At 65.9% G+C, this 23627-nt stretch carries 21 protein-coding genes; 7 read left to right on the top strand and 14 right to left on the bottom strand.

Annotated elements, in window-relative coordinates; genetic code table 11:
• Window positions 1-11: 11 nt before the first annotated feature.
• Genes AC1DB0_RS22690 through glyQ form a run of 6 tightly spaced genes read right to left on the bottom strand, consistent with a single transcriptional unit; the run spans window position 12 to window position 6536 of the window.
• On the bottom strand, window positions 12-1154 hold the full coding sequence (locus AC1DB0_RS22690) for a 2-aminoethylphosphonate--pyruvate transaminase (protein WP_476757817.1): 1143 nt from the start codon (window positions 1152-1154) through the stop codon (window positions 12-14).
• A 20-nt stretch (window positions 1155-1174) separates the two neighbouring features.
• Window positions 1175-2242: a M48 family metallopeptidase gene (locus AC1DB0_RS22685; RefSeq protein ID WP_476757816.1), complete on the bottom strand. Its 1068-nt coding sequence runs from the start codon at window positions 2240-2242 to the stop codon at window positions 1175-1177.
• Window positions 2229-2957, bottom strand: coding sequence for a lysophospholipid acyltransferase family protein (locus AC1DB0_RS22680; protein ID WP_054420562.1), 729 nt, complete (start codon window positions 2955-2957; stop codon window positions 2229-2231). Before AC1DB0_RS22680 ends, AC1DB0_RS22685 begins: the two co-directional genes overlap by 14 nt.
• 4 nt (window positions 2958-2961) lie before the next feature.
• Window positions 2962-3501, bottom strand: a complete 540-nt coding sequence (gene gmhB, locus AC1DB0_RS22675) for a D-glycero-beta-D-manno-heptose 1,7-bisphosphate 7-phosphatase (protein WP_054420563.1) — start codon at window positions 3499-3501, stop codon at window positions 2962-2964.
• Complete coding sequence (gene glyS / locus AC1DB0_RS22670) at window positions 3498-5636, bottom strand: glycine--tRNA ligase subunit beta (protein ID WP_054420564.1); 2139 nt, start codon at window positions 5634-5636, stop codon at window positions 3498-3500. Before glyS ends, gmhB begins: the two co-directional genes overlap by 4 nt.
• Window positions 5637-6536: a glycine--tRNA ligase subunit alpha gene (gene glyQ, locus AC1DB0_RS22665; RefSeq protein ID WP_054420565.1), complete on the bottom strand. Its 900-nt coding sequence runs from the start codon at window positions 6534-6536 to the stop codon at window positions 5637-5639.
• A gap of 314 nt (window positions 6537-6850) precedes the next feature.
• On the opposite strand from glyQ, the gene AC1DB0_RS22660 reads away from it, so the two are divergent.
• A complete protein-coding gene (locus AC1DB0_RS22660) occupies window positions 6851-7618 on the top strand; it encodes a crotonase/enoyl-CoA hydratase family protein (protein ID WP_054420566.1) in 768 nt (255 codons plus the stop codon).
• 327 nt (window positions 7619-7945) lie between these two features.
• Window positions 7946-9469, top strand: coding sequence for a fumarate hydratase (locus AC1DB0_RS22655; protein WP_054420567.1), 1524 nt, complete (start codon window positions 7946-7948; stop codon window positions 9467-9469).
• A gap of 78 nt (window positions 9470-9547) precedes the next feature.
• Here AC1DB0_RS22655 and AC1DB0_RS22650 read toward each other — a convergent pair whose 3' ends face one another.
• The 3 genes from AC1DB0_RS22650 to AC1DB0_RS22640 are packed head-to-tail and all read right to left on the bottom strand — an operon-like array spanning window position 9548 to window position 12562.
• A complete protein-coding gene (locus AC1DB0_RS22650; RefSeq protein WP_476757815.1) occupies window positions 9548-10783 on the bottom strand; it encodes a CaiB/BaiF CoA transferase family protein in 1236 nt (411 codons plus the stop codon).
• A complete protein-coding gene (locus AC1DB0_RS22645) occupies window positions 10780-11640 on the bottom strand; it encodes a MaoC/PaaZ C-terminal domain-containing protein (protein ID WP_054420569.1) in 861 nt (286 codons plus the stop codon). The genes AC1DB0_RS22650 and AC1DB0_RS22645 overlap by 4 nt, the downstream gene beginning before the upstream one ends.
• 7 nt (window positions 11641-11647) lie before the next feature.
• Window positions 11648-12562 carry an SDR family NAD(P)-dependent oxidoreductase gene (locus AC1DB0_RS22640; protein ID WP_054420570.1) on the bottom strand — a complete coding sequence of 305 codons (915 nt, stop codon included), beginning with the start codon at window positions 12560-12562 and terminating at the stop codon, window positions 11648-11650.
• 150 nt (window positions 12563-12712) lie between these two features.
• Between AC1DB0_RS22640 and AC1DB0_RS22635 the strand changes: the two genes are divergently transcribed.
• Both AC1DB0_RS22635 and AC1DB0_RS22630 read left to right on the top strand, forming a co-directional pair.
• Entirely contained in the window at window positions 12713-13612 is a 900-nt protein-coding gene (locus AC1DB0_RS22635; RefSeq protein WP_054420571.1) for a LysR family transcriptional regulator, read from the top strand.
• A gap of 262 nt (window positions 13613-13874) precedes the next feature.
• The gene (locus tag AC1DB0_RS22630; protein ID WP_447577141.1) at window positions 13875-14870 is read left to right on the top strand and encodes a Bug family tripartite tricarboxylate transporter substrate binding protein; all 996 of its coding nucleotides are present in this window, start codon (window positions 13875-13877) and stop codon (window positions 14868-14870) included.
• 98 nt (window positions 14871-14968) lie between these two features.
• On the opposite strand, the gene AC1DB0_RS22625 is transcribed toward AC1DB0_RS22630, so the two are convergent.
• The 5 genes from AC1DB0_RS22625 to AC1DB0_RS22605 are packed head-to-tail and all read right to left on the bottom strand — an operon-like array spanning window position 14969 to window position 20104.
• On the bottom strand, window positions 14969-15931 hold the full coding sequence (locus AC1DB0_RS22625) for an NAD(P)H-dependent flavin oxidoreductase (protein ID WP_447981074.1): 963 nt from the start codon (window positions 15929-15931) through the stop codon (window positions 14969-14971).
• A 29-nt stretch (window positions 15932-15960) separates the two neighbouring features.
• The gene (locus tag AC1DB0_RS22620; protein ID WP_054420573.1) at window positions 15961-16935 is read right to left on the bottom strand and encodes a Bug family tripartite tricarboxylate transporter substrate binding protein; all 975 of its coding nucleotides are present in this window, start codon (window positions 16933-16935) and stop codon (window positions 15961-15963) included.
• Between the two features lie 57 nt (window positions 16936-16992).
• Window positions 16993-18513 (bottom strand): class I adenylate-forming enzyme family protein, encoded by a 1521-nt coding sequence (locus AC1DB0_RS22615; RefSeq protein WP_476757814.1) that lies wholly within the window; start codon window positions 18511-18513, stop codon window positions 16993-16995.
• Window positions 18514-18530: 17 nt separating this feature from the next.
• Window positions 18531-19703 (bottom strand): thiolase, encoded by a 1173-nt coding sequence (locus AC1DB0_RS22610; RefSeq protein ID WP_476757813.1) that lies wholly within the window; start codon window positions 19701-19703, stop codon window positions 18531-18533.
• Entirely contained in the window at window positions 19700-20104 is a 405-nt protein-coding gene (locus tag AC1DB0_RS22605) for a Zn-ribbon domain-containing OB-fold protein (protein WP_054420576.1), read from the bottom strand. The genes AC1DB0_RS22610 and AC1DB0_RS22605 overlap by 4 nt, the downstream gene beginning before the upstream one ends.
• Before the next feature lie 198 nt (window positions 20105-20302).
• Between AC1DB0_RS22605 and AC1DB0_RS22600 the strand changes: the two genes are divergently transcribed.
• Genes AC1DB0_RS22600 through paaG form a run of 3 tightly spaced genes read left to right on the top strand, consistent with a single transcriptional unit; the run spans window position 20303 to window position 23590 of the window.
• Window positions 20303-21493 carry an acyl-CoA dehydrogenase family protein gene (locus tag AC1DB0_RS22600; protein ID WP_476757812.1) on the top strand — a complete coding sequence of 397 codons (1191 nt, stop codon included), beginning with the start codon at window positions 20303-20305 and terminating at the stop codon, window positions 21491-21493.
• A 34-nt stretch (window positions 21494-21527) separates the two neighbouring features.
• Window positions 21528-22712, top strand: coding sequence for an acyl-CoA dehydrogenase family protein (locus tag AC1DB0_RS22595; RefSeq protein ID WP_476757811.1), 1185 nt, complete (start codon window positions 21528-21530; stop codon window positions 22710-22712).
• On the top strand, window positions 22709-23590 hold the full coding sequence (gene paaG, locus AC1DB0_RS22590) for a 2-(1,2-epoxy-1,2-dihydrophenyl)acetyl-CoA isomerase PaaG (protein ID WP_254600654.1): 882 nt from the start codon (window positions 22709-22711) through the stop codon (window positions 23588-23590). The genes AC1DB0_RS22595 and paaG overlap by 4 nt, the downstream gene beginning before the upstream one ends.
• Window positions 23591-23627: the final 37 nt, after the last annotated feature.

The raw sequence follows: 23627 nt of genomic DNA, 5'->3' as shown, positions 1-23627 counted from the left end.
GGGATTTTTCCTTAAGCGATGAGGGGTTGGGGGAAGAACCGGGCAGCGCCAGCGCCTTCCCGTGTAATGCCGATGTCGCGCAGTGCGCCGCCCATGGCGTCGACCGCTAGCCGCATCTGGTCTGCGCCAAAGGCGCCGATGCAGCCGACCCGGAACGTGGGTTGTTCGGTGTTGAAAAAATTGCTGAGCACGTAGCCGCGCGCTTTCAGGGCGTCGACGAACAATTGCAGGTGCCAGTTAGGCGAATCCGGCGCATGGACGTTGACGACAATCGGGCCTTGCAGATCGCGCGGCAGGTAGGGCGTGAGCCCCAGCTCGCTGACGCCATCATAGAGGGTGCGCATGTTGGCGGTGTAACGCGCCAGACGCGCTTCGCGGCCTTCCTGGTGATACAGCTCCAGCGCCACGGCCAGCGCGGCAATCGTTGGCGCGGGGGGCGTGAAGCGGGGGCCGGCGTTGGGCGCCAACGTGTGCTGATAAATGTCGGCCAAATCCAGCGACCAGCTGCCCGCGTTGCCGCGTGCGGCGTCCAGCGCGTCACGGCGCGCCACCACAAAGGCTGCGCCCGGCAGCCCTTCCAGGCATTTGTTGGCCGTCAGCACGACGGCGTCCACCGCCGGCAGCAGGGACAGATCCAGCGGCAACGCGCCAAAGGCCGACACCGCGTCGACGATGACGCGGCGGCCCAGCGCGTGCGCGATGCGGGCCAGCTCAGGCACGTCATGGCAGATGCCGCTGCCGGTTTCGCTGTAGACCAGCGCCAGATGCGTCAGCGTCGGGTCGCGTTCCAGCGCGGCGGCGACGGCTTGCGGGTCAACGCGTTCGGAGGCGCCCACGGGCAAGGGCACCGCCACACGGCCCGCGTCGCCCGCTAGCTTCTGCAAGCGCGCGGCGTACGCGCCTGTGGACGGCGCCAGCAGGCGGCCGCCCGTGGGCACGAAGGTACGGATCGCGGCTTCCACCGCAAAGTGGCCGCAGCCGGGCAGCGCCAGCGCGGCGTGCGTGTCGGACGACGCCTGCGCCACACGCAGCACCCCATCGCAGACCTGCCGGTAGGTCTCGCGGAAGTCGTTGTCCCACGGCGCATAGTCTTGCGCCATGGCGGCCTTCACCCGCGCGTCGGTCGTGACCGGGCCCGGAATCAGCAGCAACATTGTCTAGTCTCCAAAGCGCCTCAGAACTGAGGCAAGGATGCGGGGTCGTGACGCCGCAGGATGTTCTTGGCGTCTTCGAAGTCGGGCAGAATCTGGCCCACTTCGCGCCAGAAGTCCTGACTGTGGTTCATCTCGCGCAGATGAGCAAGCTCGTGCGCGATGACGTAATCAATGATGCCGGGCGCGAAATGGATCAGGCGCCAATTCAGCATGATGTTGCCGTCGCTGGTGCACGAGCCCCAGCGCGTGGCGGCCGATGACAATCTCCAGCGGCGAATCTTCAGCCCGCTGATTTGCAGGAAGTGCGCCAGCCGCGCGCCGAACCATGCGCCGGCGCGCTGTTGCAGCCAGGCTTGGGCAGAGTCGCGGATGCGGCTTTGGTCGGCATGCGAGGGCAGCGCCAGCCAGAGCGTGTCGCCGTCTGCGGGCGCATCGGCGTCACCGGACAGCCAGGCTTGACGGCTGTCACCGCCCACACCAATCAGGATGCGCTTGCCCAGATACGGCAGTTCGCCGCCCGCCTGCCAGCGCGTGTGCGCCATGGCCAGCTGCTGCTTGCGGGCATGCCATTCACGCAGCTTTGCGAGAATCCAGCGGGCCTTCTCGCGCACGGCGTCGTCAATCTGTGTCAGCGTGACCCAGCTGGGCGCGGTGACTCGAAGGCCGTCGTCCGTGATCACAAACCCGATGCTGCGGCGGCGCGAGCGCAGCAGCACGAAGCCGATGGGCTGTTGCTCCGTCGGCACTTCGCGCCAGCGCGCGCCGGGCGGCAAAGGATCAGGGCAGGGCGTGGGTACGCGCGACGACGCGTTCGGCGACAACGTCAGCAGCGGCTCGCCGGAGGGGGCGGCGTTGGACGGGGGGCCGGACGGCGAGCTGAGGGGCGTGTGGGGTTGACTGTCTGGCCGGGTGCCGGCCTGCGCGTCGGGGAAAAGTGTCTTGGGGGTGACCGGCTGCGGGGGCGCCGCCTTGGGAGCGGGGCGGGGCGCGGCCGGTGGCTTCGGCGTGGCGATCAGCGGCGACGCGCCCTGGGGCGCGTCGTCTTCGTGCACGTCGAACAGGAGTTCGAGCTGATCAGTGCTGGACATACCTTTCGGGGTTGAGACGCCGCATTTCCCCTTCGATCCATGCCTGAACCTTCTGGTTCAGTTCTTCGGGGGAGAGTCCCTTGGATTCTATCGCGGGACCGATCGATAGGGTGATCATGCCGGGATATTTGACGAAAGCGTTGCGCCGCCAGCACTCGCCGGCGTTATGCGCCACGGGAATGACGACGGCGCCCGTGCGCGAAGCCAGCAGCGCGCCGCCCATCTTGAAGCGCGCCGTCTTGCCCGGCGGCACGCGAGTGCCTTCGGGAAACAGCAGCGGCCAGCGGCCTTCATCCATGCGGGTCTGGCCTTGCTTGACCACCTGATCGAAGGCGTCGCGGCCTTTCGAACGGTCGATGGCGATCATGCGCAGCAGCGCCAGGCCCCAGCCGAAGAACGGCACCATGTGCAGTTCTTTCTTGTAGACGAAGCAGACTTCGCGCGGCATGTGGGCCGGGAAGAACAACGTTTCCCAGGCCGACTGGTGTTTCGACAGGATCACGGCGGGGCCGTCGGGCAGGTTTTCCCAGCCCTTGACCTGCCAGCGGATACCGCAGAACACCTTGGCGCCCCAGATGGCCAGACGCGGCCAGCCCACCGTCAGCTTGTAGCGCCAGTGCAGCGGCAGCGGCGCCCACAGGATGCAGGCGAAGGCGTAGGGGATGACCGTGACGGCCAGGAACATGAAGTACAGCAGCGAACGTAGCCGGGCCATTGAATCAGTTGTCCTGAAGCAGGAGGTCGACCACGGCCGACAGGTCTTCACACACGCGCGTGTTCTCGGGCAAGCCGCCCTTGGCCAGCGTCTTCTTGCCATTGCCGGTTTGCACCAGCCACGGCGAGCAGCCCACGGCCGACGACGCCTGCAAGTCGCGCAGCGAATCGCCCACGGCCGGCACGCCAGCCAGATGGATGTCGTAGCGATGGCCGATCTGTTCGAACAGGCCCGGACGCGGTTTGCGGCAGGTGCAGTTGTCGTCCGGCCCGTGCGGGCACAGGAACACGGCGTCAATCGCGCCGCCCGCAGCAGCGAGCTCGCGCCGCATCTTGGTGTGGATGGCGGTCAGCGTGTCCATATCGAACAGGCCGCGCGCCAGGCCGGACTGGTTGGTGGCAACCACCACTTTCCAGTCGGCCTGCGTCAGCCGGGCGATGGCGTGCAGGCTGCCCGGCAGGGCAATCCACTCGTCGGGATTCTTGACGAACGCATCGCTGTCCTGATTGATGACGCCGTCGCGGTCAAGGATGATCAGTTTCACTGTGCCAGCCTGGAAATGTCGGCCACCTGGTTCATCAGGCCATGCAGCTGGCTCAACAGAGCCAGGCGGTTGGCGCGCACGGCCGGGTCTTCGGCCATGACCATGACGTCGGCAAAGAAGGCGTCTACAGGCTCGCGGGCCTGAGCCAGCGTGGACAGGCTGCCGGCGAAGTCGCCTGCGGCCAGTTGCGCTTCGGCCTGCGGACGCAGCGCGGCTACGGCGGCGGCCAGCGCGCGTTCAGCGGGCTCGACCAGCGCGGCGTCATTCACCGCACCGATCTCGCCTTCTGCCTTCTTCAGCAGATTGCCGATGCGCTTGTTGGCGGCGGCCAGGCTCGCGGCCTCGGGCAGCTGCGCAAACGCGGCGGCGGCGCGCACGCGCTCGGCCACTTGGTGCAGCGGCGGCGTCAGCGCAATCACGGCTTCCACCGCGTTGCGGTCGAAGTCGTTGATGAGCTGGTTGCGATAGCGTTCGTAGATGAAGGTGCGAACTTCAGCCAGCGTGTCGGCGGGAATCTTGCCGGCGGGGAAGGTGCCCGCGGCCAGTTCCAGCAGCCCGTTCAGGGACAGCGGGCCGTCTTCGCTGATCTTCAGCCAGCCGCCTGCGGCCAGTTGTTCGAACGCGCTGATCAGGCCCAGCGCGGCGCGGCGCAGGCCGAAGGGGTCGCGTTCGCCCGTGGGCGCCAGACCAATGGCCCAGATGCCGACCAGCGTTTCCACGCGTTCGGCGATGAAGAGCGTGGCGGCCGTCAGCGTGTCTTGGGTGACGGGCGCGTCGTAGCGGTTGCGGTACTGCGTGCGCAGCGCCTCGACGACGCTGGCGGGCTCGCCGTCGCCCGCGGCGTAGTAGGCGCCCATGATGCCTTGCAGCTCAGGGAATTCGCCCACCATGTTCGAACCCAGGTCGGCCTTGGCCAACATGGCGGCGCGGTCTGCGGCGGCGACGTCACCGCCCAGCTGGCCGGCTACGCCGCGCGCGATGGCGCGCACGCGTTCAACGCGTTCAAGCTGGGTGCCCAGCTTGTTGTGATACACGATGGAACCCAGCTGCTCGACACGCGCGGCCAGCGGCGTCTTGCGGTCGGTTTCGAAGAAGAACTGGGCGTCCGCCAAGCGCGGGCGCACCACGCGCTGGTTACCTTCGACGATGTTCACCGGCTTGTCCGTGTGCATGTTGCTCACGATCAGGAAGCGGTGCGTCAGGCGGCCGGTGGCCGGGTCGAACAGCGGGAAGTACTTCTGATTCAGCCGCATGGTCAGGATCAGGCATTCCTGCGGCACTTGCAGGAATTGTTCTTCAAACTCGCCCACATAGACGGTGGGGTGTTCGACCAGTGCGGTCACTTCGTCCAGCAGCGCGGCCACTTCGGGGTCGTCGCCCAGCGTGGCCGACAGGCGGCCGGCGTGGTCCAGCAACTGGCGCTGGATGTCGTCGCGGCGGCCTTCGAAGGACGCCACGACGCGGCCCTTTTCTGCCAGGGTGGCGGCGTAGGAATCGGCGTCGGCGAACGACACCGGGCCCGTGCTCATGAAGCGGTGGCCAAGGGTGTCGCGGCCCGCTTGCATGCCCAGCGCCGACACCGGCACCACGTCGGCGCCAAACAGTGCGACCAGGCCGTGCGCCGGACGCACGAACTTGACGGTGGTGACGCCGTCAGCCAATTGGTAGCGCATGACCTTCGGAATCGGCAGGCTGTTCAACGCTGTGTCGATGCCTTCCTGCAAGCCGGCGGCCAACGACGCGCCGGGGGCGGTGCCGCGAGCGACCAGGTAGTCCTGCTTGCCATCGGATTCGCGGTCCAGCGTGGCCAGATCAATATTTTCCAGGCCCTTGGCGGCCAGCTTCTTTTGCAGCGCCGGCGTGGCTTTGCCGTCTTCGGTCAGGCCGATCTTGGCGGGCATCAGCTTTTCAGCGTAGGGCTGGTCGGGCGCCTGCGCCAGTACGGCGGACAGGTGCACGGCCAGACGGCGCGGCGTGGAATACGCGGTGACCGCGCAGCCTTCGGCCAAGAGGCCGTGGCGTTCCAGCGTGGCGCGCACGCCTTCGGCATAGGCCTGGCCCAGCTTTTGCAGGGCCTTGGGCGGGAGTTCTTCGGTCAGCAGTTCGACCAGCAGCGGGCGGATGTTCGTCGTCATTTATGCAGCCTCCCCGCGGCGCAGCATGGGAAAGCCCAGTCGTTCGCGGGAATCGAAATAAGCCTGCGCAACAGCGCGCGACAGGTTGCGGATGCGGCCAATGTAGGCGGCGCGCTCGGTGACGCTGATGGCGCCACGCGCGTCCAGCATGTTGAACGTGTGCGCGGCTTTCAGCGCGGCCTCGTAGGCCGGCAGCGCCAGCGGCACTTCCATCAGGCGCTTCGCTTCGGCTTCGTAGTCATTGAAGTGCGCGAACAGCATGTCGGCCGACGAGTGCTCGAAGTTGTAGGTCGATTGCTCGACCTCGTTCTGGTGGAACACGTCGCGGTACAGCACGCGGTTGCCGTTGGCGCCTTCGGTCCAGACCAGGTCGTACACGCTTTGCACGTCCTGCAGATACATGGCCAGACGCTCCAGACCGTAGGTGATTTCACCCGTGGTCGGCGTGCAATCCAGGCCGCCTACTTGCTGGAAGTAGGTGAACTGCGTGACTTCCATGCCGTTCAGCCAGACTTCCCAGCCCAGGCCCCAGGCGCCGAGCGTGGGGTTTTCCCAGTCGTCTTCGACGAAGCGGATGTCGTGCTGGGTGGGGTCAATGCCCAGCGCCTTCAGCGAACCGATGTACAGGTCCAGAATGTCCGGGGGCGCCGGCTTCAGCACCACCTGGTACTGGTAATAGTGCTGCAGGCGGTTGGGGTTTTCGCCGTAGCGGCCATCCTTGGGGCGGCGCGACGGCTGCACGTAGGCGGCGCGCCACGGCTCCGGGCCGATCGCGCGCAGGAACGTGGCCGTGTGCGAGGTGCCGGCGCCGACTTCCATGTCGTAGGGTTGCAGCAGGGCGCAACCCTGCTTGTCCCAGTATTCCTGGAGCGTAAGGATGATTTGCTGAAAGGTGAGCATAGGATTCTTGGAATTCGGTCGCCCGGGCAAGGCCTGCCATGGGCGTGGGAAACCCGGCATTTTAACTGGCCCGGGCCGGTCCTGTTTCCCCGTGGCCGGTGGACGGTTACATCTACGTCTTTTGGGCATCGTTCGGAAGGCGTCGGGGGCTTGCCGGGCGGCCGGCTGCGGCGCTGCGGGTGTGCCGCTGGCGGACGCTTCGGCAGACCTCGGCTGCGCCTGGAAACCAATGGTCGTATGATTCCAGGTTACGTCCCAAGTCTTATATAAAACCCGGAACCCGATTCCGAGAATTCCCGGAAGGAGCAGTCCCAATGTCAGACCTGATCACGGTGGAAGTCACCGACGGCATCCAGATCATCACGATCAACCGCCCCGAAGCCAAGAACGCCATCAACCTGGAAACCGCGCAGGCCATGGCCGCCGCGCTTGACCAGCTGGACAGCCGCGACGATATCCGTATCGGCATCCTGACCGGTGGCGGCGGCACGTTCTCGTCGGGCATGGACTTGAAGGCGTTTGCCAAATCCGGGCAGCGCCCCTACGTGGAAGGCCGTGGTTTCGCCGGCCTGAACGAACGCCCGCCCAAGAAGCCGCTGATCGCCGCCGTGGAAGGCTATGCGTTGGCCGGTGGCTGCGAAATGGCGCTGGCCTCTGACCTGATCGTGGCCGCCAATAACGCCAAGTTCGGCCTGCCCGAAGTCAAGCGCGGCCTGGTGGCCGGCGCTGGCGGCATGCTGCGCCTGCCGCGCCGCCTGCCGTACCACATCGCCATGGAAGTGATTCTGACGGGCGAAATGCTGACCGCCGAGCGCGCCTATTCGTTTGGCCTGGTCAACCGCCTGACCGAGCCGGGCGGCGCACTGGCCGGCGCGCTGGAACTGGCGCGCGCCATTGTCGAAAACGGCCCGCTGGCCGTGCAGACTGCCAAGAGCATCGTGTCGCAATCGGGTGACTGGGAGCAGGAAGGCATGTTCGACCGCCAGCGCCCGCTGATCGCCCACATTTTCTCGTCCGCCGACGCCAAGGAAGGCGCGACCGCTTTCGCTGAAAAGCGCAAGCCGGTCTGGCAAGGCAAGTGATGTGAGCCCCCACGCCGCACTCGCTATGCTCGCTTGCTGCCCCCCGAGGGGGCGCTTTTTGCCTTGGGGCGGCCCAGCGGCAAAAATGGCCCCCACGCTGCACTCGCTACGCTCGCTTGCTGCCCCCCGAGGGGGCGCTTTTTGCCTTGGGGCGGCCCGGCGGCAAAAATGGCCCCCACGCTGCACTCGCTACGCTCGCTTGCTGCCCCCCGAGGGGGCGTTTTTTGCCTTGGGGCGGCCCGGCGGCAAAAATACTTCTTTTCCACTGCGGTTGGCCGTTAGTGCCAGCCGCGTTTTCATGTTTTCCATCTAGACCCGCAAATCGCCATGTCCGTCATCATTAAAGAAGAAGACTTCATCCAGTCGATAGCCGATGGCATTCAGTTCATCAGCTATTACCACCCCGTGGATTACATCCGCCACCTGGCGCGCGCCTACGAGCGCGAGGAAAGCCCGGCCGCGCGTGACGCGATGGCGCAGATCCTGACCAATTCCCGCATGTGCGCCGAAGGCAAGCGTCCGCTGTGCCAGGACACCGGCATCGTCAACGTCTTCCTGAAGATCGGCATGAGCGTGCGCTTTGACACCAAGCGCACCCTGCAAGAGCTCTGTGACGAAGGCGTGCGCCGTGGTTACCTGAACCCGGACAATCCGCTGCGCGCCTCGGTGCTGGACGACCCGCTGTTCGCGCGCAAGAACACGCGCGACAACACGCCCTGTATCCTGCACGTCGAGCTTGTCCAGGGTGACAAGGTCGACGTGCAAATCGCTTCCAAGGGCGGCGGTTCGGAAAACAAGTCCAAGTTCGCCATGCTGAACCCCAGCGATTCGCTGGTGGACTGGGTGCTGAAGACCGTCCCGACGATGGGCGCCGGCTGGTGCCCCCCGGGCATGCTCGGCATTGGCGTCGGCGGCACCGCTGAAAAAGCCATGCTGATGGCCAAGCAGTCGTTGATGGAAGACATCGACATGTACGAACTGCTGGCCCGCGGCCCGCAGAACAAGCTGGAAGAGCTGCGCATCGAGCTCTACGAAAAGGTCAACGCGCTGGGTATTGGCGCGCAGGGCCTGGGCGGCCTGACGACCGTGCTGGACGTCAAGATCAGCACCTTCCCGACGCACGCGGCCTCCAAGCCCGTGGCGATGATCCCGAACTGCGCCGCGACGCGTCACGCCCACTTCGAGCTGGACGGCACGGGCCCGGCGCGCCTGGACCCGCCGTCGCTGTCCGAATGGCCGGAAGTGCACTGGGCGCCCGACTACAACAAGTCCAAGCAGGTGGACCTGAACACGCTGACGAAGGAAGAAGTCGCCAGCTGGAAGCCGGGCGAGACCCTGCTGCTGTCGGGCAAGATGCTGACCGGCCGCGACGCCGCGCACAAGCGCATCCAGGACATGCTGGCCAAGGGCGAGCCGCTGCCCGTGGACTTCACCAACCGCGTGATCTATTACGTGGGCCCGGTGGACCCGGTGGGCGACGAAGTGGTTGGCCCCGCAGGCCCCACCACCGCCACGCGCATGGACAAGTTCACCGACATGATGCTGGAGAAGACCGGCCTGATCTCCATGATCGGCAAGTCGGAACGCGGCCCCGTGGCCATCGAAGCCATCAAGAAGCACGGCTCGGCCTACCTGATGGCCGTGGGCGGTGCAGCGTACCTGGTGTCCAAGGCCATCCGTGGCGCCAAGGTGCTGGGCTTTGCCGACCTGGGCATGGAAGCCATCTATGAGTTCGACGTGAAGGACATGCCGGTGACCGTGGCGGTTGACGCCCAAGGCACGTCCGTCCACACGACCGGCCCCAAGGAATGGCAAGCCAAGATCGGGAAGATTCCGGTCGCGGTGGCGTAAGCCCCCTCACAGAAAAACGGCCGCTGACTTTCAGCGGCCGTTTTTTTTGGGGGTGACGATAACGATAACGACAACGCGTCAGGTGCCGCCCAAGGTCTTGGTCTTGAATGTGGCAATGGCCTCGGCCGATTTCCCCAGCACGTCCCGCAATACTTCTTCCGTATGTTCGCCCAGCAGCGGCGGCGCGCGCCGGTACACCACGGGCGACCCCGAGAACCGCAACGGGCTGGCCGTGACGGGCGCCGTGCTGCCTGACGGATGCGGCAGATCGCGGCGCAGCTGCCGTGCTTCCGACTGCGGATGCGCAAACGCCTGTGCGATGTTGTTGATCGGGCCGCAAGGCACGCCCACCGCTTCCAGCTTGGCGATCCAGTCGTCGCGCCGGCCTTCCTGCATGATGGCCGTCAACATGCCAATCAACAATTCGCGGTTCGTGACGCGCAGCCGGTTAGTGCAAAAGCGCGGGTCGTCGCCCAGCTCTGGCACGCCGATGGCGCGGCAATACGCGCGGTATTGCGATTCGTTGCCCGTCGCCACAATCAGATGGCCGTCGCTGGCCGCGAACACCTGATACGGCACCACGTTCTGATGCGCGTTGCCCGCGCGCGTGGGCGCCACGCCCGAGTTGAAATAGTTCGAGTTCTGGTTGGCCAGCAGCGCCACGTGGCAATCCAGCAAGGCAATGTCCAGATGCTGGCCCAGCCCGCTGCGATGGCGCTCTTGCAGCGCGGCCAGGATGGCGACGGTGGCGTACATGCCGGTGACGATGTCGGTAACCGCCACGCCCGCCTTCTGCGGGCCGCCGCCGGGCAGATCATCGCGTTCGCCGGTGATGCTCATCAGCCCGCCCATGCCCTGGATCATGAAGTCGTACCCGGGGCGTTGCGCGAAGGGCCCGTCTTGCCCGAAGCCGGTGACCGAGCAATAGATCAGGCGCGGATTGATTTCTTTCAGGCTGTCGTAGTCCAGCCCGTACTTGGCCAGCCCGCCCACCTTGAAGTTCTCAACCAGGATGTCGCTGACGGCCGCCAGTTCGCGGATCAGCGCCGCCCCTTCGGGCGTGGCCATGTCGGCTTCCACCGAACGCTTGTTGCGGTTGGCGCTGAGGTAGTAGGCGGATTCGCTGGTGTCCTGGCCGTCGCCATCCTTCAAGTAAGGCGGCCCCCAGGCGCGCGTGTCGTCTCCCACGCGCGGGCGTTCGATCTTGATGACGTCGGCGCCCAGGTCGGCCAGGTTTTGCGTGCACCAGGGGCCGGCCAGGATGCGTGACAAATCCAGCACGCGGATGCCATCGAGCGCGGGCGGCCGCGTCATGATTGCACCGTCGCGGTGCCGTGGCTCATGACCACGATGTCGCGTTCGCGCGCCCGCGCCCGAAAGCGGATCTGCCCATCCGGCATGCGCCAGATATCGCATTGCAGCGTCTCGCCGGGGTACACCGGCGCCGAGAAGCGCGTGTTCAAACTGGTCAGCCGCGACGCGTCGTAATCGCAGCAGCTTTTCACGATGGCGTGCGCCGCCACGCCATACGAACACAGCCCATGCAGAATGGGCCGGGGATAACCCGCTTGCTTTGCGACGTCGGGGTCGGCGTGCAGCGGATTGCGGTCGGCGTTCAAGCGGTAGAGCAGCGCGGCGCTGGGCGGAATGCGCAACTCGCAACGCAGGTCCGGCGCGCTATCCGGCGCGGCGGGCAACGGTTCGGGGCTGGCGTCGCCTTGCCCGAAACCGCCGTCGCCCCGGCAGAAGGTGCTTTGCTGCAAGGTGGCCAGATGCGTGCCGTCTTCGCCATGCAGCGTGCGCTCGGTGATGACGATGGCGCCTTTGTCTGCGCCCTTGTCGATCACATGCGTGTTGCGGCTGCGGCCGGTGACCATGCCGGATGCCGGCAACGGCGCATGCACTGTCAGCCGTTGCTCGCCATGCACCACCTTCACCCAGTCGATTCCCGCGCGCGGCTCGCGCACCCAGAAGCCCGGGTAGCCCAGCACCACGCTCATCGTGGGAAAGGCCTGCAAGTCCTTTTCGTAGACGTAGCGCAACTGGCTGGCGTCTTCGGGGTCTTGCCCCAGGCCGATGCCCAGCGCGTACAGCATGGTGTCTTTCTGCTCGTAGCGCTGACGGACCTCGTCAAAGCGCCAATCCTTCACGGTTGCGTAATCCAGCGGCATGGCGGTCTCAGATGGGGTCCCAGTCGATGACGTCAGGCGAACGCTCCAGCGCATAGAAGTGCTTGCGCATGGCGGGCACGGCGATCTCGGCGATACGTTCCGGCGTCCAGCCTTCGCTGTTGTGCACCGTGCGCAGCGGCCGCGGCTGGCTCATCAGCATGATTTCGTTGGCGCGCACGGCGAAGATCTGCGCGGTGATCTCGCTGGCGGCGTCGCTGGCCAGATACACCGCCATCGGCGCGACCTTGCCCGCTTCCATCTTCTTCAGCTTTTCGACGCGCGCCTTTTCTTCGTCTGTTTCGGCGGGGATGGAACTCGTCATGCGGCTCCACGCAAAGGGGGCGATGCAATTCGAGCGCACGTGGTAGCGCGCCATGTCGAGCGCGATGGATTTGGACAGCGCCACGATGCCCAGTTTGGCGGCGGCGTAATTCGCTTGGCCGAAGTTGCCGATCAGGCCGGAGGTGGACGTCATGTGCACGAAGGCGCCCGATTCCTGCTCGCGGAAATAGGGCGCGGCCGCGCGGCTCATGTAGAACGAGCCGTTCAGATGCACGTCAATCACCTGACGCCATTCCTCTTCGCTCATCTTGTGGAAAACCCGGTCGCGCAAATTTCCCGCGTTGTTGATGACGGCGTCAATTCGGCCGAACGCGTCGATCGCGGTCTGCACCACGCGGCTGGCGCTGTCATACGCCGCCACGCTATCGGTGTTGGCCACGGCCTGGCCACCCGCCGAAATAATCTCTTTCACGACCGCTTGCGCAGGCCCTTCGGCGCCGCCTTCACCGGTGAGCGATACACCGATATCGTTCACGACCACCTTGGCGCCCGCCTGCGCCATCGCCAGCGCAATGCTGCGCCCGATGCCGCCGCCCGCGCCCGTGACGACCACTACCTTTCCGGAAACCATGCCGCTCATTGAATCGACTCCTTTGCTGCGGCGCGTGCGCCGTTTGTGGAAAACAGTTCCGCATCAACCGGTCTGGTTCACGGGAAAACACCATGGTAGATTCGACCCGGCATTCGAAGAATTCAAAATTAGAAATGCCCCCCTTCTGCGTGGTGGAACATGAGACATGATTTGACGGACCTGCGTTTGTTTCTGAACGTGGGCGAAACACTCAACCTGACCCGGGCGGCGGAACGCACGTTCCTGTCCTTGCCGGCGGCAAGCGCCCGGGTCAAGCACATGGAAGAAGCCTTCAAGGCGCGCCTGCTGGTGCGGCTGGCTACAGGCGTGGCGCTGACGCCCGCGGGCGAGGTGCTGCTCAAGCACGCCAATGCCGTCTTCCGGCAGCTGGAATGCCTGAACGCCGATCTGCAACCCTATGCCAGCGGGTTAAAGGGACGCTTGAGATTGCTGGCCAACACCACCGCCACGAACTCGTTCCTGGCCGATGCGCTGTCCACGTTTCTTGCGGAAAACCCTGACGTGGACGTCGAGCTTGAAGAGAAAATTTCGGGCGACATCGTCATTGCCATCCGTGCGGGGGCGGGAGACCTTGGCCTGGTGGCGGGCAACATCGACGTCGAAGGCCTGGACGTCACGCCGCTGTTCCGCGACGAACTCACGGTGGTGACGGCGCTGGATCATCCGCTGGCCGCGTCACAGTCGGCACACTTTGCAGACCTGGTCGACGCCTACCAGTTCGTGGGCATCCATCCCGACAGCGCCATCCAGACCTTCCTGGAAGATATTGCCAGCGGTCTGGGCAAGCGCATCTGCCAGCGCGTGCACGTCGGCAGCTTTGAAGCGGTGTGCCGCATGGTTGAAGCGGGCGCCGGCATTGCCGTGGTGCCACGCGCGTGCGCCGCCCGCTACAGCCGTCCCAACGCCTTGCATGTGCTGAAGCTGGACGACCCCTGGGCCTTGCGTGACCGCCTGCTGTGCCGGCAACGCGGCCGCGACCTGCCGAGCTTTGCCGAGTGCTTCATCGAACACGTGCAGCGCGCGGCGCGCGGGCAATAGCATCGGGACTTTGTCCTAACTTGCCATCGTCCTTTTGGCGTGCGCCGGATGTCGTATCCGCGCATCGCCATAGGGAAAATCCTGTTCGGTCAGCGAACCCAGGGGCGCTGCGAAAGAGGGGCTTTTGAAAATATGTAGCGGCGAATCCGGGCGCTCGGAAAATAATAAAAAAGAGTTAGCAAACACACGCTAGCCAATAAGAGCGGCGGGCAGCAGTTCTGAACGCTTGACCGTGAACAAGACCAAGAATCAGGAGACTGCTGTGATCGATCCTCAACGCCGCCGCGTCGTCGCGGGGCTGGGCGCCGCCTGCGCCGCCGCTGCTTTGCCTGTGCTGTTCCCCAAGGCCGCCCGCGCCGCCACCTGGCCGGGCCACGCCGTCACGTTCATCGTTCCCTTTCCTGCGGGCGGCCCGGTGGACACCACCGCGCGCTTCACCACGCAGCCGCTGGGCCAGCTGTGGTCGGTGCCCACTGTTGTGGATAACAAGTCGGGCGCGGGCGGCATCGTCGGCGCGCAGTTCGCGGCCAAAGCCGAACCCGATGGCTATAACTTTTTCTTCGCGTCCATTCACCATGCGGTGCTGCCCAGCCTGCGCACCAATCTGACGTACGACATCACCACCGACTTCGTGCCGGTGGGCATGGCGGCGGTGTTCCCCATCGTGCTGGTGGTGAATGCGTCACTGCCCGTGAACACGGTGAGCGAACTGATCGCCTACGCCAAGCAGAACCCCGGCAAGCTGTCGTTCAGCTCGTCGGGCACGGGCGGCGGCACGCACCTGGCGGGCGAACTCTTCAACGCCATGGCCGGCATACGCATCCAGCACGTGCCATATCGCGGCAGCGCACCCGCCATGCAAGACTTGTTGGGTGGACAGGTGCAAGTGATGTTCGCGGATGGCCCGTCTGCGGTGCCGCACTTGAAGGGCGGCAAGGTACGTGCGCTGGGCGTGGGCAACCCCACGCGTTCCAGCATGCTGCCCGATGTGCCGACCATCGCCGAGTCCGGCCTGCCGGGCTACGAAGCCTATTCCTGGAGCGGCGTGATGGCGCCCAAGGGCACCCCGCCCGACATCGTGAAACGCATGAACGCCGACATGGTGAAGGTGCTGTCAGACCCCGCCACGGCCAAGGGCATGATCGCGGCGGGCGCCGAGCCGAAACCAGGAACGCCCGAGCAGTTCGGCGAATTCGTGCACGATGAAATCGTGAAGTGGCGCGACCTGATCAAGACGGCGAACATCAAGCTGGAGTAGGGGCGGGAAGGGGGATCAAGTCCCCTCACCGCAAGGCGGTGATCAAGCTGCCATCACCGCCTTGTGGTGATCAAGCTCCCATCATCGCCTTGTGGTGATCAAGCCCCCATCACTGCTTTGCGCGCGTTGCGATATTCCAATTCCAACTGATCCACCAGCGTCGCGATCGGCAGGATCTCTTGCGCCGCGCCCACGCCCTGGCCGGCGCTCCAGACATCTTTCCAAGCTTTGGGCCGTGAGTTCTTGTCCATGTTGGCGGGCGGCGCCTCGCCGTTCTTGGCCAACACCAGCGGGTCCAGTCCGGCGGCCTGGATGCTGGCCGACAGATAGTTCGCGGGCACGCCCGAGAAGTAGGGCGTGTAGGTGACATCGGCCGCTTGCGCTTGCAGCACCATTTCGCGATACGCCTCGCCTGCCAGCGATTCTTGCGTGGCGATGAAGCGGGTGCCCATGTAGGCGAAGTCGCAGCCCAGCACTTGGGCGGCCAGGATGTCTTTGCCGTGGCTGATGCAGCCCGACAGCGCCAGCGGGCCGTCGTAGAACGCGCGGATTTCATTGACGAGCGCAATCGGATTGATCTGGCCCGCGTGGCCCCCCGCGCCCGCGGCAACCAGGATCAGGCCATCGACGCCCGCTTCCAGCGCGCGCTTGGCGTGCCGCACGTTCGTGACGTCGTGATAGACCAGCCCGCCATAGGGATGCACCGCTTGCACCACGGCTTCGGGTGCGTGCAGTGACGTGATGATGAGCGGCACGCGCCGTTCCGCGCAGATGGCCAGATCGCCCTGCCAGCGCGGGTTGCTGGGATGGATGATCAGGTTCACGCCATACGGTGCAACCTTGGCCGACGGATCGGCGCGCCGCTTGGCCGCCAGCCCGTCTTCGATGCGGGTGATCCAGTCTTGCAGCTGCTCTTGCGGGCGGGCATTCAGGGAAGGAAAGGTGCCGATGATCCCCGCTGCGCATTGCGCCACGACCAGCTCTGGCCCGGAGACCAAAAACATGGGGGCGCCGATGATGGGCAGGCGGGTCTGGGCGTGTAGCGCAAGCGGAGGATGCATCAGGGGGCTCCGGTAAGGGTCAGCGGGGGTCAGTTGGCCTGGATGTTGGCGCTTTGGATAACGTCAGACCACAGGGCGTATTCGCGGTCGATGCGGGATTGCAGCGCCTGGGAATCGCCCGTGTTGATGGTGTAGCCGCCTTCGGTCATGGCTTGCCGGAAGGCGGGGTCTTTGGACACGTCGGCCAGCGCCCGCGTGAGCCGTGCGGAGACGGCGTCAGGCAGTTTTTTCGGCCCGACCAGCGCGTACCAGCCGACCACTTCGTAGTCTTTCATGCCGGCTTCCATCATCGTGGGCACGTCGGGCAGTTCCGGGTTGCGGGTCTTGGACGTGACGGCCAGCGCGCGCGCCTTGCCGCTTTTGATGAAGGGGATGGCGGTGCTGGTGATGTCGAACATGAACGTCACCTTGCCGCTGATTACGTCCATCATCGCGGGCGAGTTGCCGCGGTACGGCACGTGCAGCATGGAAGCGTCGGCCTGCTTCTTCAAGAGTTCGGCAGACAGGTGGTTGGACGCGCCGATGCCGGCGGAGCCGAACGACACGGCATCGGGATGCGAACGCGCGTAGTTGACGAGCTCGCCCACATTCTTGGCGGGAATCTGCGGGCCGATCAGCAGCACGTTGGCGTAGTCGACGACCAGCCCGATCAACGAGAAATCGCGGCGCGGATCGAACAGCGTGCTGCGTTGAACCAGCGGCGACATGGTCAATGTGGGGCTGGCGGCAAAGCCCAGCATGTAGCCGTCGGGCGTGGCCTTGGCGGTGGCGTCCGAGGCGATCATGCCGCTTGCACCCGCACGGTTTTCCACCACGACGGGCTGGCCGAGCTTGTCGCCCAGGTACTTGGCGAACACGCGCGCCGTGGTGTCCACGGGGCCGCCGGGGGCGTAGCCCACCAGCAGGCGGATGGGGCGTTCAGGGTAGGCGTCCGCGCTTGCGGGGGCCGCAAGTGCGCAAGCCGCCACGGCGGCGGCCGTAGCGAATAGGGTCTTGATGTTCACGCTGTTGTCTCCTTGGGGGTAGGGGGCAGGTCGTGGAGCGGAACAGCGAGTCCGCGCCTACGCCAGCCTTTCTTTCAACGGCTGCTTCAGGATCTTGCCGCTGACGGTCGTGGGAATCGTGTCGATGGGGATGATGCGAGCGGGGCGCTTGTACGGCGCCAGCTGCGCGCGCAGATGCAAGCCCAGCAGGTTGGTGTCGATCGTGGCGCCGGGCAGCGGCTCGACAAACGCGATGACTTCTTCATTCTGGTCAGCGGTGTTGCGCCCCACCACGGCCGACAGCCGCACGCCCGGGTACGCGTTGATGACCGACTCGACTTCGATGGGATACACGTTGAAGCCCGAGCGGATGATCAAGTCCTTGGTGCGGCCCGCGATGAACAACGCGCCGCTGTCATCGACATAGCCGATATCGCCGGTGTTGAGCCAGCCGCCGGGCAGCAGCGCGTCGGCGGTTTGCTCGGGGTTGCGGTAGTAGCCCAGCATGACGCCGGGGCCGCGGATCAGGATGTCGCCGCGTTCGCCGGGCGTGGGGGCGCCCGCGTCGGGGCTGCCGATGCGCAGTTCGACGCCGTCCACCGCATAGCCCGCCGAGCAGTCGTCGCGCGGCGCGTCGATGTTGGTGATGAACATCGACCCCGCGTATTCGGTGATGCCGTAGCCGTGATGCATGGGCACGCCAAAGTAGCGTTCGGCGTCGCGCTTGAGCGTCGGGTCAAGCGCCGCGCCGCCCGTGTACACGTAGCGCAGGGCAGGGGCGCGCAGCTCTGCGCGGGGCGGGGCTACCGCCATCATGCGGCTGAACATGGTGGGCACGCCTTGCAGGATGCTGACGCCGGGATGCGCCAACGCGTTGAAGGCGTCGTCGGCATCGAAGCGGCTGCGCAGCACCAGGCTGGCGCCCGCATGCACGGTGGCCATCAACACGGTGGCGATGCCGAAGATGTGCGACATGGGCAGCGCCGCGTAGCCGATGTCGTGCGGCGTCAGGCGGCGCGATGCCGCCGACACGCGCGCAAAATGCAGCAGGCCGCGATGCGGCACCAGCACGCCCTTGGGCGCGCCCGTGGTGCCGGACGTGTAGATGACGGTGGCGACTTCCGCCGCCAGCGCGCCGGTTTCCGCTGGGGTTGGCGTGCTGGCGCGCGCGGCCTGTACGCCAGGCCCCCAGACGGCCGCGTCCGCATCCACGGCGCTGGCGGCGGTGGCATGATCAGCCGCTGCCGCCGAGATGCCGGTGGTGTAGAGCAGCAGCTCGGGCTGCGCATGCTGGCGGATGTTGTCGACCTCGCGGGCGGACAAGCGGGCGTTCACGCCCACCGGCCACGCTCCCACGACGCCGCATCCGAACAGCGCCGCCACCATCGCCGCGCAGTTTTCCCCCACCATCAGCACACGATGGCCGGGCTGCACGCCTTGATCGCGCAACCAGCCCGCCACGGCTTGAACGCGCTGCCACAGCTGCGCGTACGTCAGCGTGCCGCCACCTTCTTCGTACAGGCAGATGGCGTCGGGCTGCTGGCGCGCTTGCTGCGCCAGCACGTGATGGATACGGGTGATGGGTTCTGCGTGAGACATCGGAGTCGCTGGTTAAATCAAAGCGTGGCTTGGGTGCCAAGGATGGCGGTGGATTGGCTGGACAGCGTGCCGCCATTGCCGTGCACCAGCGCAAGCTGGGCGTTGGCGACCTGGCGCGCGCCACCTTCACCGCGTAGCTGCCTGACGGCTTCGATCATGATGAAGACGCCGTACATGCCGGGATGCACGCAGCACAAGCCGCCGCCATTGGTGTTGACGGGCAGCCTGCCGCCCGGGGCGATGGCGCCGTTCGCGATGAAGTCTTTGCTTTCTCCTTTGGCGCAGAAGCCCAGGTCTTCCAGGAACAGCAGCGTGTTGATGGTGAAGGCATCGTAGAGCTCGACAACGTCGATCTCTTTGGGCGTTACCCCCGCCATGGCAAAGGCGCGCTTGCCGGATTCGGCAGCGGCGGTCACCGTCAGGTCTTCCATTGAAGAGATCTGCCGGTTCCAGACGGCGGTGGCGTTGCCCAGCACGTAGACGGGCGGACGCGGCAGGTCGCGCGCACGGTCGGCGCGCACCAGCACGTAGGCGCCCGCGCCGTCGGTGACCAGGCAGCAGTCGCGCACGCTCAAGGGGTCTGACACCATGCGGGCGGACAAAATCTGGTCCAGCGTGGCGGGTTCGCGCAGTTGCGCCTCGGGGTTCAGCTGCGCCCACTGGTTGGCCGCCAGCGCCACCTGCGCCAGATGTTCGCGGCGCGTGCCGTACTGGTGCATGTGGCGCGCGGCCGCCAGGGCATAAGACGACAACGGGCTCAGCGGGTCGTAGGGCGTTTCGTAGGGTTGGGGGTCGAACTGCTTGCGGACGCGGCCGACTTCGGCGCGGCTCAGCGTGGACGTGCGCTGCGTGCTGCCATAGCAGACCAGCACCGCGTTGCACTGGCCGGAGGCCAGCGCATGCAGCGCCGGCATCAGGTGCGCCACGAAGCTGGAGCCGCCCAGCATGGTGCTGTCGATGAAGGTGGGGCGGATGCCCAGGTGTTCGATGACCGGCATCGCCCACATCGGCGCCGCCACGCTGGCGGTGCAGATGCCGTCGATGTCGCGCATCGTCAGCCCGGCGTCGGCCACGGCGCGCTGCGCCGCCTGCACCAGGATTTCCATTTCGGTATAGCCCGTGGCTTGTCCCAGGCCGGCGTGGCCCACACCGGCCACGGCGACGGCGCCGCGTAGATCATTAAGCGTCATGCCGCCTCCTTGTTGGGTACGAAGATCACCAGGCCGTGGCCATCCTGTTGCGCGACCTGGGCGCGCACCGCCATGCCGATGTGTACGTCGCCGGGCGCCACGCCTTCCACGCGGCTCATCAGCCGCACGCCTTCTTGCAGGTCGATCAGCGCTACGTTGTAGTCGCCACCGGCTTCGGGCTTGCGCCGCACGACGGTGGTGGAATAAACGGTGCCGCGTCCGTCGGGCGTGGCCCAATCGAGTTTGTCTGCGCCGCAATGCGGGCAGATCATGCGGGGGTAGAACACGGCGCGGTCGCAGCCGTTGCAATGCTGGATAAGAAAGCGGCCTTGATCGAGCGCCTGGCGGTACTGCGCCTCGACGCCTTGCAACCCGCTTTCCTTGGGATCGGAAACAGTCATGGTGGGAGGGGATTCCAGTGGATGACGCTTGCTAGTGTCGGCACAGCCGCCGCGTTCGGCCATTCTTCATTGCTGAAGCAGGCCTTTTGCGCGCCTGTAGTGGCGGCGCCCTACATCCTGCGCGAAGCCGGTCTTCGGAAGAGGCAGATTGTCCGGCTGCACCGGCCATGGCTAGATACCGGGCAAAGGAGGTAGACCATGAACCTGACCTGGACGCCCGAAGAGCGCCAATTCCGCGACGAGGTGCGCGCGTTCGCCATCTCGAAGCTGCCGGACGATATTCGCGACAAGGTGCTGCGGCATCAGCGGCTGGAGCGCAACGACTATGTGCGCTGGCACAACATCCTGGCGGATCAGGGTTGGGGCGCGCCCAACTGGCCCGTCGAACACGGCGGCACGGGTTGGAACGCGTTGCAGCGCCTGATCTTCGAAGTGGAATGCTTCAAGGCCGGTGCGCCGCGTCTGCTGCCCTTCGGCTTGTCCATGATCGGCCCGGTGCTGATGAAGTACGGCAGCGCCGAACAGCAGGCCCGCCTGTTGCCGCGCATGCTGCGCGTGGAAGACTGGTGGTGCCAGGGCTATTCCGAGCCGGGTTCCGGGTCTGATCTGGCGTCGCTGAAAACGCGCGCCGTGCGCGAGGGCGATGACTACATCGTCAATGGCCAGAAAACCTGGACCACGCTGGCGCAGTACGCCGATTGGATGTTCTGCCTGGTCCGCACCGACCCCGACGCGCGCGCGCAGCGCGGCATCTCGATGCTGTTGCTGGACATGCGCTCGCCGGGCGTGACGGTGCGCCCCATCCGCACGCTGGACGGCGGCCATGATGTGAACGAGGTCTGGCTGGAAAACGTGCGGGTGCCGGTGTCGAACCTGGTGGGCGAAGAGAACCAGGGCTGGACGTACGCCAAGTATCTGCTGGGCCACGAGCGCACGGGCATCGCCGGCTTGGGCCATTGCCATCGCGAGCTGGGCATTTTGAAGGACATGGCTGCGCACGCGCGTTCGCACGGCTTGCCGTTGCTGGCCGACAACCGTATCCGCGACCGCATCTCGCGCATCGAAGTGGACATCATGGCGCTGGAAATGCTGCTGTTGCGCGTGGCGTCCAGCAATGACGGCACGCCGGGGCCGGAAGCGTCGGTGCTGAAGATACGCGGCTCCGAGATTCAGCAGGATCTGGCCATGCTGCAAATGGAAGTGGCGGGGCCGGATGCCTGGCCTTACGACCCCGATTGGCTGGAAGCGGACAACGACGGCCACGGGCCGGGGCCAGAGATGGCCGCCGCGGCCGGCGCGGGTTACGCCGATATGCGCAAGACCTCGATCTACGGCGGCACGACCGAAGTGCAGAAGGGCATCATCGCCCGCCTGGTGCTGGGCCTGTAGGCCGGCTGACGCGCAACCCGACAGGAAGAGACGCATGGATTTCATCTATACCGAAGAACAGCGCATGCTGGCCGACAGCCTGCGCCGCCTGGTGGACCAGGCATGGACCTATCCCCAGCGCCGCGCCCGTCAGGCGGCTGGCCGGCTTGACCCCAAGGCATGGGGCGCGCTGGCGGAACTTGGCGTGCTGGGCCTGACCATTTCGCAGGATTTTGGCGGCTTTGGCGAAGTGCCGGCCAGCCTGCTGCCGGTGCATGTGGAGCTGGGGCGCGGGCTGGTGTCCGAACCGGTCATCCCCAGCGCCGTGATGGGCGCAGCCTTGCTGGATGCCTGCGATGACGCGGTGCGCACGCGCTGGTTGCCAAGCATTGCGTCGGGCGAGTCCATCGTCAGCGTGGCGTATCAGGAACCCGGGCGGCGCTACGACACCGACCCGCAAGATTGCCGCGCCGCCAAAACGGCTGAGGGCTGGCGCGTGGACGGCGTCAAACATCTGGTGTGGCATGGCGCCGCCGCCACGGCGTGGCTGGTCAGCGCGAAGGGCGCAGACGGCCAGACGCTGTTGCTGGCGGTGCCCACAGACTCGACGGGCGTACGCGTCACCGACACGCCCACGTTGGACGGCGCGCGCTGTGCGCGGCTGGATCTGGATGCGGTCGGCTTGCCTGCGGATGCCTTGCTGGCGGAAGGGCCGGCTGCCGATCAGGCGCTGGCGCAGGCGTTGCAATGGGGCACGGCGGCATTGTGCGCGCATGCGGCGGGCGCGATGGACCGCCTGTTGGAAATCACCGTCGACTATCTCAAAACGCGCAAGCAGTTCGGCCAGCCGCTGGCGACGTTCCAGGCGTTGCAGCATCGTTTGGCCGAGATGTTGGTGGCGAAGGAACTGGCCCTGTCCATGGCCTATGTGGCGGTGGCGGCGTTGACCGAGCCGGACCTGGCGGAGCGCCGCCGCATGATTGCGTCGGCCAAGCTGGAAGCGGCGCGCGCCGGGCGTCTTGTGGCGCAGATGGCGGTGCAGCTGCATGGCGGCATGGGCATGACGGACGAGCTGGATGTGGGCGACTACTTCAAGCGGCTGACGGTGATCGATCAACTGTTGGGCGACACCGCCGAACAGCTGGCGGTGCTTGAGCAACTGGCCGCTGCAAAGGAATCCGTCACTGAAAAGAAATCCGCCACTGAAAAGAAATCCGCCACTGAAAAGGAATGGGCATGAGCGCACAACCTTCCCACGCGGCAGCGGTTGATAACAAAGCCGGCAACAAAGCCGACAACAAAGTGGGCAACAACGTCGGCAACCCCGGCGACTACACCCAGATTCAATTCACGCTGGACCGTGGCGTCGGCGTCATCACGCTGAACCGGCCTGACCGCCTGAACAGCTTCACCGAAGTCATGCACGCCGAATTGGCGCGCGCGTTGGATGTCATGGAAGCCGATGCGGACTTGCGCGGTCTGGTCATCACCGGCGCCGGCCGGGGCTTTTGCGCCGGCCAGGACTTAAGCGAACGCAAACCTGCCGAAGATGGTTCGCGGCGCGACCTGAGCCAGATTCTTGAGGCATGTTATCGGCCCTTGATCACGCGCCTGCGCGCCTTGCCGGTGCCGGTGGTGTGCGTGATGAATGGCGTCGCGGCGGGTGCGGGCGCGAGTCTGGTGCTGGCTTGCGATGTTGTATTTGCCGTGCAGTCCGCGCGCTTCATTCAGGCCTTCAGCAAGATCGGCTTGCTGCCGGATGCGGGCGGCACGTGGTTCCTGCCGCGTCTGGTGGGGTCGGCCCGCGCGATGGGGGCGGCGCTGTTTGGCGAAGCGGTGACCGCCACGCAAGCGGAATCCTGGGGCCTGATCTGGCGCGTGGTGCCTGACGACGCGCTTGCCGCCACACTGTCTGATGTGACGGCAACCCTGGCGGCGGGGCCAACGCGGGCTTACGCTGCGACGAAAGCCGCGCTGCATGCGTCCAGCGGCAACACGCTGGCGCAGCAGTTCGATATGGAATGCCGCTTGCAGCGCGAGCTGGGCTACACCGACGATTACCTGGAGGGCATGCGCGCGTTTGCCGAAAAACGGCCGCCGGCCTTCAGCGGGAAGTGAGCCCGGACGTGATGCCGGACATCACCCAACCTACCGT

This window comes from Achromobacter sp. 10T422 (assembly GCF_056394065.1).
The sequence above is the reverse complement of the archived record's forward strand: the minus strand, read 5'-3'. Positions and strand labels throughout refer to the sequence as shown.

What these genes read in the sequence shown, in the direction of transcription:
- AC1DB0_RS22655 (WP_054420567.1), top strand. Translation starts at nt 7,946, where the DNA reads ATGTCCGTCATCATTAAAGAAGAAGACTTCATCCAGTCGATAGCCGAT.
- AC1DB0_RS22600 (WP_476757812.1), top strand. Translation starts at nt 20,303, where the DNA reads ATGAACCTGACCTGGACGCCCGAAGAGCGCCAATTCCGCGACGAGGTG.
- AC1DB0_RS22640 (WP_054420570.1), bottom strand. Translation starts at nt 12,562, where the DNA reads ATGAGCGGCATGGTTTCCGGAAAGGTAGTGGTCGTCACGGGCGCGGGC.
- AC1DB0_RS22645 (WP_054420569.1), bottom strand. Translation starts at nt 11,640, where the DNA reads ATGCCGCTGGATTACGCAACCGTGAAGGATTGGCGCTTTGACGAGGTC.
- glyS (WP_054420564.1), bottom strand. Translation starts at nt 5,636, where the DNA reads ATGACGACGAACATCCGCCCGCTGCTGGTCGAACTGCTGACCGAAGAA.
- AC1DB0_RS22680 (WP_054420562.1), bottom strand. Translation starts at nt 2,957, where the DNA reads ATGGCCCGGCTACGTTCGCTGCTGTACTTCATGTTCCTGGCCGTCACG.
- AC1DB0_RS22660 (WP_054420566.1), top strand. Translation starts at nt 6,851, where the DNA reads ATGTCAGACCTGATCACGGTGGAAGTCACCGACGGCATCCAGATCATC.
- AC1DB0_RS22685 (WP_476757816.1), bottom strand. Translation starts at nt 2,242, where the DNA reads ATGTCCAGCACTGATCAGCTCGAACTCCTGTTCGACGTGCACGAAGAC.
- AC1DB0_RS22595 (WP_476757811.1), top strand. Translation starts at nt 21,528, where the DNA reads ATGGATTTCATCTATACCGAAGAACAGCGCATGCTGGCCGACAGCCTG.
- AC1DB0_RS22650 (WP_476757815.1), bottom strand. Translation starts at nt 10,783, where the DNA reads ATGACGCGGCCGCCCGCGCTCGATGGCATCCGCGTGCTGGATTTGTCA.
- AC1DB0_RS22605 (WP_054420576.1), bottom strand. Translation starts at nt 20,104, where the DNA reads ATGACTGTTTCCGATCCCAAGGAAAGCGGGTTGCAAGGCGTCGAGGCG.
- paaG (WP_254600654.1), top strand. Translation starts at nt 22,709, where the DNA reads ATGAGCGCACAACCTTCCCACGCGGCAGCGGTTGATAACAAAGCCGGC.
- AC1DB0_RS22610 (WP_476757813.1), bottom strand. Translation starts at nt 19,703, where the DNA reads ATGACGCTTAATGATCTACGCGGCGCCGTCGCCGTGGCCGGTGTGGGC.
- AC1DB0_RS22625 (WP_447981074.1), bottom strand. Translation starts at nt 15,931, where the DNA reads ATGCATCCTCCGCTTGCGCTACACGCCCAGACCCGCCTGCCCATCATC.
- AC1DB0_RS22690 (WP_476757817.1), bottom strand. Translation starts at nt 1,154, where the DNA reads ATGTTGCTGCTGATTCCGGGCCCGGTCACGACCGACGCGCGGGTGAAG.
- AC1DB0_RS22615 (WP_476757814.1), bottom strand. Translation starts at nt 18,513, where the DNA reads ATGTCTCACGCAGAACCCATCACCCGTATCCATCACGTGCTGGCGCAG.
- AC1DB0_RS22635 (WP_054420571.1), top strand. Translation starts at nt 12,713, where the DNA reads ATGAGACATGATTTGACGGACCTGCGTTTGTTTCTGAACGTGGGCGAA.
- glyQ (WP_054420565.1), bottom strand. Translation starts at nt 6,536, where the DNA reads ATGCTCACCTTTCAGCAAATCATCCTTACGCTCCAGGAATACTGGGAC.